At 25.5% G+C, this 6,182-nt stretch carries 6 protein-coding genes and 1 tRNA gene; 4 read left to right on the forward strand and 3 right to left on the reverse strand.

Annotated features, from left to right (window positions below):
* The first annotated feature begins 910 nt into the window (after positions 1 to 910).
* The 4 genes from tnpA (at position 911) to ACVHXK_RS18400 (ending at position 4,600) form a co-directional block, all read left to right on the forward strand.
* Positions 911 to 1,309 carry an IS200/IS605 family transposase gene (gene tnpA / locus ACVHXK_RS18385; RefSeq protein ID WP_461207866.1) on the forward strand — a complete coding sequence of 133 codons (399 nt, stop codon included), beginning with the start codon at positions 911 to 913 and terminating at the stop codon, positions 1,307 to 1,309.
* Positions 1,310 to 1,319: 10 nt separating this feature from the next.
* Positions 1,320 to 2,408 carry an IS200/IS605 family element RNA-guided endonuclease TnpB gene (gene tnpB, locus ACVHXK_RS18390; protein ID WP_461207867.1) on the forward strand — a complete coding sequence of 363 codons (1,089 nt, stop codon included), beginning with the start codon at positions 1,320 to 1,322 and terminating at the stop codon, positions 2,406 to 2,408.
* A gap of 166 nt (positions 2,409 to 2,574) precedes the next feature.
* Positions 2,575 to 3,450, forward strand: coding sequence for an ABC transporter ATP-binding protein (locus ACVHXK_RS18395; RefSeq protein WP_461207868.1), 876 nt, complete (start codon positions 2,575 to 2,577; stop codon positions 3,448 to 3,450).
* Positions 3,437 to 4,600 (forward strand): ABC transporter permease, encoded by a 1,164-nt coding sequence (locus tag ACVHXK_RS18400; RefSeq protein ID WP_461207869.1) that lies wholly within the window; start codon positions 3,437 to 3,439, stop codon positions 4,598 to 4,600. Before ACVHXK_RS18395 ends, ACVHXK_RS18400 begins: the two co-directional genes overlap by 14 nt.
* 66 nt (positions 4,601 to 4,666) lie before the next feature.
* Here the strand turns inward: ACVHXK_RS18400 and ACVHXK_RS18405 are convergent, their stop codons facing one another.
* The 3 genes from ACVHXK_RS18405 to ACVHXK_RS18415 form a co-directional block, all read right to left on the reverse strand.
* Positions 4,667 to 5,272 carry a LysE family transporter gene (locus ACVHXK_RS18405; RefSeq protein WP_461207870.1) on the reverse strand — a complete coding sequence of 202 codons (606 nt, stop codon included), beginning with the start codon at positions 5,270 to 5,272 and terminating at the stop codon, positions 4,667 to 4,669.
* Positions 5,273 to 5,287: 15 nt separating this feature from the next.
* Positions 5,288 to 5,728: an Lrp/AsnC family transcriptional regulator gene (locus tag ACVHXK_RS18410; protein ID WP_461207871.1), complete on the reverse strand. Its 441-nt coding sequence runs from the start codon at positions 5,726 to 5,728 to the stop codon at positions 5,288 to 5,290.
* Positions 5,729 to 6,105: 377 nt separating this feature from the next.
* A tRNA-Ile gene (locus tag ACVHXK_RS18415) sits at positions 6,106 to 6,182 on the reverse strand.

The raw sequence follows: 6,182 nt of genomic DNA on the forward strand, positions 1-6,182 counted from the left end.
AATTTGAAAAGTTTAATCTTTACTCAAAAATATATTTATTGACTGGCTTAAATCTCTGTTTAATTTTCAAAGACCAATTGTGCTACTCTCTCGCAGCGACAAGTAATATTATATTACGCCTTTTTATTTTTGTCAACGCTTTTTTTTAATTTTTTTTAATTTTTTTTATTTATCTAATACCATAAAATTATCATTATTTTTTTGCATCTATTTGTCTCACATACAAAAGCACTCAAATTAGGCTATACACCCATTTTTTTATAACTAATAATATAATTCACTTCAACTAAACTATCAAATTCAAACCAATAATTGCAATGTTATATTTCTGTTCATATCACTAGTTTCAATTATTTTTTTTAGTATAAATTAAATACTCCTTATCAATTTAAACTTAAAAAATATCTTTATTCTACAAATTTAATGCAAAAATTAACTAAGAAAACTATCTTCCCATCGTTTTAGTTTATAATATTTTCTATTTTATGTGTGATGTAGAAAAGATTAATAATGAAAAACATAATTATAAATATATTATTTCCATTAATTAATTCACAATTGTAAGATAAAATACAATAACTTCAAAACTAAATAATTTCTTAAAATACCGTATTATTAAGTAGATTTTACGATATTTTTATTTCGCAATTTCAAAAGGAAATACTAACCAACAAATATATAAATTAATTTATTTTATAAAAAAGGAAAATTAAGGATTGCGCAGAAGCATTATATAAGAAGAAAAACTATAAATCACATTATTTTATAGATTTTCTTTTTTAACATAGCTAGCAGAAGTCTCCACCCTCAACAAAGTAGAATGGAGATGAATGCGTAAAAACAACTTATTTGTAATATTATTTTGTATAAAAATATACTCAGTAGTAAATAATATAAATAGGTGATATAAATGAAATTAGATACAAACAATCATTCAGTGTTTTTATTACGTTACCATCTTGTATTAGTGGTGAAATACAGAAAAGAAGTAATAAATGATAATATAAGTAGTAGACTAAAAGAAATATTCGAGAAGATAAGCCCAAATTACAATATAACTATCGAAGAATGGGAACATGATAAAAATCACATTCATATACTATTCAAAGCACACCCAAATAGTGAGTTGTCAAAATTTATAAACGCTTATAAAAGTGCAAGTAGTAGACTTATAAAGAAAGAATTTCCTCAAATAAAAAAACAGTTATGGAAAGAATATTTTTGGTCAAAAAGCTACTGTTTGCTCACAACAGGGGGAGCTCCTATAGAAGTAATAAAGAAATATATTGAAAATCAAGGCAAGAAATGAGGTGAAGGAGTTGCTAAAAGCTTACAAATATAGAATATATCCAAATTCAAAGCAAAGATTATATCTAGCTAAAACATTTGGTTGCACTAGATTCATATATAACAAAATGTTAGACGATAGAATAAAAGCATATGAAGAAAATAAAGATTTAGATATTAAAAAAGTAAAATACCCAACTCCGGCGCAATACAAAGAAGAATATGAATGGCTTAAAGAAGTTGATAGTTTAGCGTTAGCTAATGCTCAAATGAACCTAAATAAAGCATATAAAAATTTCTTTAGAGATAAAACTATTGGGTTTCCTAAATTCAAGAGCAAAAAATCTAATTACTATAGTTATACAACTAATAATCAAAATGGAACTGTAGCTATTGAGAATGGACATATTAAGATCCCAAAATTAAAATCTATGATTAAAATAAAACAACATAGAGACTTCGATGTCCTTATAAAGAGTTGTACTATATCAAAGACACGGAGTAATAAGTATTATATTTCTATACTAGTTGATGCTGAAAATATAAAGTTACCAAAGATAAAAAATAAAATAGGTGTCGATGTAGGACTCAAAGAGTTTGCAGTTTGTTCTAATGGTGATAGGTATGAAAATCCTAAATGGCTCAGGAAATCAGAAAAAAGACTAAAGAAACTACAAAAAGATTTATCAAGAAAGAAAAAAATGAGTAATAATAGAAATAAAGCTAGATTAAAAGTTGCCAAACTTCATGAGAAGATTGCTAATCAAAGAAAAGATTTTATGCAAAAGTTATCTACAAAGCTAATTAGAGAAAACCAATCTATAGCTATAGAAGACTTAAAAGTAAAGAATATGATGAAAAATAGCAATTTATCAAAGGCAATAAGCGAAGTATCATGGTTTGAGTTCAGAAGAATGTTAGAATATAAAGCCCAGTGGTATGAAAGAACAATAGTAGTTGCGCCAGCTAATTATGCAAGCAGCCAATTATGTTCTAATTGTGGTTATAAAAACAAAGAAGTAAAAGACTTAAAACTTAGAGAATGGACTTGTCCAAAATGTGGCGCACATCATGACAGAGATATAAACGCAGGAATAAATCTACTGAAATTAGCTATATAATTTTGGTAATAATTAGAGGTTGGTGCGACCTTGATAGCTTGGGTAAACTTGCTCTGTTAGGAGTATTGACCAAGAAGCTCCCACTTCAACAAAGTAAGTGGAGGGTAGTTCACTAAGTTAGAACATTAATAAAATAATCTAATTAAAAACTGTGAGGATGTTAATTATGAATGTATTGAAATTAATTAATATATGTAAAAAATATGGAGATAAAAATGCATTAACAGATGTTTGTTTTGAGGTTAATACAGGAGAAATTGTTGGCTTAATAGGTCCTAATGGTGCTGGGAAGACAACAATATTTAAAGTTATAAGTGGATTGATAAATAGTGATAGTGGTGAACTTATAAAAAATGGGGATATTTCAGGGATAATATCTAAAACTCCTCTATATCCCTTTTTAACTGGAAGAGAACATTTAAAATATATATCAAAAATTAATAATAAATCTAATATAGATGAGCTAGAAAAATTTATAGGTATAGGTAAAAAAATTACTGATAAGGTTAGTACTTATTCATTGGGAATGAAACAACGTTTGTGTTTGGGTATATTATTGATAAATGATTCAGAAATTATACTATTAGATGAACCAACTAACGGCTTAGATAATAAAGGGATTATTGAATTAAGAGATTTATTAAGGAAACTAGCGGAAGAAAGAAAAAAAACTATTATTATATCTTCTCATAATTTAAGAGAAATAGATATACTGTGTAATAAAATTATTTTTGTTAATAATGGAAAGATAGTTAAAATAACAAACAAAGAACTAGAAAATCATAATAGCCCTTTTATAATAAAATTTAATACAAATGAAGTTAATAAAATAAATAAATTAAGAAATGAATATGGTTTATCTATAAATGATAATTTAGTAACTATAACTATTGATGAAGATCATGTGAAAAATTTATTAGAGTTTATTATAATGAATAATGTTCGATTTAGAAACTTAGAAATAATTAGATTAGCTAATTACGATTTAGAAAGTAAATATAATTTATATATAAATGGAGGAAGAATAGATGGGGTTATTTAGATTTGAAGTAAAAAAGATAATTTCAAGTAAAAAAACAATTATTTTATGGATTATTGGAGCAATATTAATTAGCTCATATGCATTTATGTCAGATAAAACTGATAAATCCATAAAGAGTTCTAAAATAAATATATATACTGACCTAATAGATGACTTAAATGTAAATCTTCTTAGCTTAAATAATCAAATCAGGATGCAAAAAGATCCTCTAACTAAAGAGGCTATGAAACAAACGTTGAATAGAAGTGAGGAAAATATAAGATTAAATGAAGAAATAAAGCAAGGGATTATAGACAATGATTACAATAAAATATTAAAAACTCAAGTTAAAATGTTACAAAATGAAAAAGATGGAATAGTATCAGGGACTATAGTTAGTCCCACTTCATTACAAGAGATAGAGAGTGAAATTGAAAAATATACATACTTAATTAATAATGAAATAGAACCGATAAATGATGGTATGACTATGAATGGAGTTAATTTTATTAATTTAGTATTAAAAAATATAGCACCAATGTTACTTGGAGTAATTATTATTCTGAGTACAGCTGATATAGTTAGCAAAGAAATAGATTATGGAACTATACAAACATTAATTTTCCAAAAGGTAAGTAAAAGAAAAATTATTATATCTAAATTATTATCTTGTATTTTGATTAATATATTATATTTTGGAACTATATTAATTGGAATAGCTATTTTTTTATCTTTTAAAAATGGTATTGGAAGCTTCAACTATCCAAGTATAGTTGAGGTAGATGGTATTCTGAAGATTTATCCAGTAAGCAATTTAATATTAAAGAGTGTTGTAATAACATTATTTTATATAGTTTTTCTAAGTTGTTTTAGTACATTAATATCTATTTTATCTAAGAATTCTGTAGAGTCTATTTGTATATCAATAACTATTTGTATAGGTTTAGGGATATTATTTAACAAAATAGAGTTACCCCGGTGGGTGGAAACCATAAATCCATTCAACTATTTAACAGGGAATGAAATTTTAAAAACAGGCTTTAGTAGTAGTACAATAACACCCGATGTACATGAATTATTAATAATATCAGTATTTTTACTATATAGCATTACTATAGTATTATTGTCGTTAGTAATATTTAATAAAAAACAGTTTGATATAGAAAGTTAATAATAAACGCTGCTAGAAGAGTCTAAATATTTAAAATAGAATAATTTCATAAGCTTTGTTATCATTCTACTCTTTAAAAACCATTCTAACACTAAAATATATTAACAAAATCCCAACAAATAAATTACTTGTCTGTATTACTTTCATTGGTAAAAAAGAACTAACAAAACTTCCTATTGCAGCAACTATCGTTAAGAAAAATATTGTAGATAACAAAGCTCCAAAGCCATAATAATATATATCCCTTCTCTCTATATTCTCACTAACGACTTTTGAAGAAAATACTCCAGCCCAGAAAATTATTGTCAAAGGATTGGAAACAGTAAGAATAATAGCACTTAAAAATACATTATTTGTTCTAGAAACAGCTTGCAAACTAAAACTAGGTAACAGATTTATATTAAATTGACTTAAAACAGTACTTAACCCAAATATAAATAATATAATTGCTCCTGCTATCTTTAATACAATTTTAGTATTTTTTCTTTCAATTATAGTAGCAACTCCCATAATAGCCGCAGTAATAAACGCCCCATCAATTAATACAACTCCTAATACCCCACTTTCAGCACTGTAAAACCCTTTTAATGAGGCTATCTGAAATATAAATATAGCTACAGGGCCTATTGCAAGTTGCAATAACATCCCAAACCTAAATCCTTTTACAATCATAATTTCACCTCATTATTATACATTTATTTCTTCCTTTAAAGAAGAAAGGGTAATTATTGTATTTGACTTAAATACACCTTTGATTTTCTTTAAATAATTAGACACAAAATTTTCTAAAGCCATCGTATCTTCTACAAGTAATTTCAACAAATAATCATATTCGGCAGCAACGTGATGACATTCTAATACAGAATTACATTTTAAAATTACTTTTCTAAATTCTTCAATATTTTCTGTTTTATCAATGTTCACAAAAATATAGGCTAAAAGTTTATAATTAGTTTTTTGTCTATTTACCTTAACAGTATATTTTTCAATGATACCCTTCTCTTCCATTTTCCTAATTCTTTCTGATACTGCTGGTATAGATAGATTTACTTTTTTGCTAATATCAGATGTAGTTGATCTACTATTTTCTTTTAAAGCATCAATTATTTTAGAATCTATTGAATCCATAACAGGCCTCCAAGCACTTCACTTTATTATTTTATCAATATTCTATTATTTTATTATTCATTTGTAAATACTTTCTCAAATTTCATTAGATTATAAGGTAAATTATGATATTTACTTAAATTTTTAAATTCTCAAGCTAGAATTTTATATCAAATTAATTTTCTAGCATACCATTAATTTAATTCTCATTATTATTTATAATAAACTATATTTTAAAATATAAAAAAACATAGTAAAATTTAATATGTTCCTTTTTTTAAGGATATTATAATTTACACTATGATTTTTATTTTTTTATTCATATGTTTTAAATTCTTAAATTAATATGCTTATTAAACATAAAAAAACACTCTACATATCAAAATATAGAGTGTTCTTGGTGGACCTTCAGGGACTCGAACCCCGGACCTACCGGTTATGAGCCGGTTGCTCTAACCAGCTGAGCTAAAGATCC

The organism is Clostridium sp. DL1XJH146, assembly GCF_054819755.1.

Coding starts and splice junctions, on each gene's coding strand:
- ACVHXK_RS18395 (WP_461207868.1), top strand. CDS start 2,575: ATGAATGTATTGAAATTAATTAATATATGTAAAAAATATGGAGATAAA.
- ACVHXK_RS18400 (WP_461207869.1), top strand. CDS start 3,437: ATGGGGTTATTTAGATTTGAAGTAAAAAAGATAATTTCAAGTAAAAAA.
- ACVHXK_RS18410 (WP_461207871.1), bottom strand. CDS start 5,728: ATGGATTCAATAGATTCTAAAATAATTGATGCTTTAAAAGAAAATAGT.
- ACVHXK_RS18405 (WP_461207870.1), bottom strand. CDS start 5,272: ATGATTGTAAAAGGATTTAGGTTTGGGATGTTATTGCAACTTGCAATA.
- tnpA (WP_461207866.1), top strand. CDS start 911: ATGAAATTAGATACAAACAATCATTCAGTGTTTTTATTACGTTACCAT.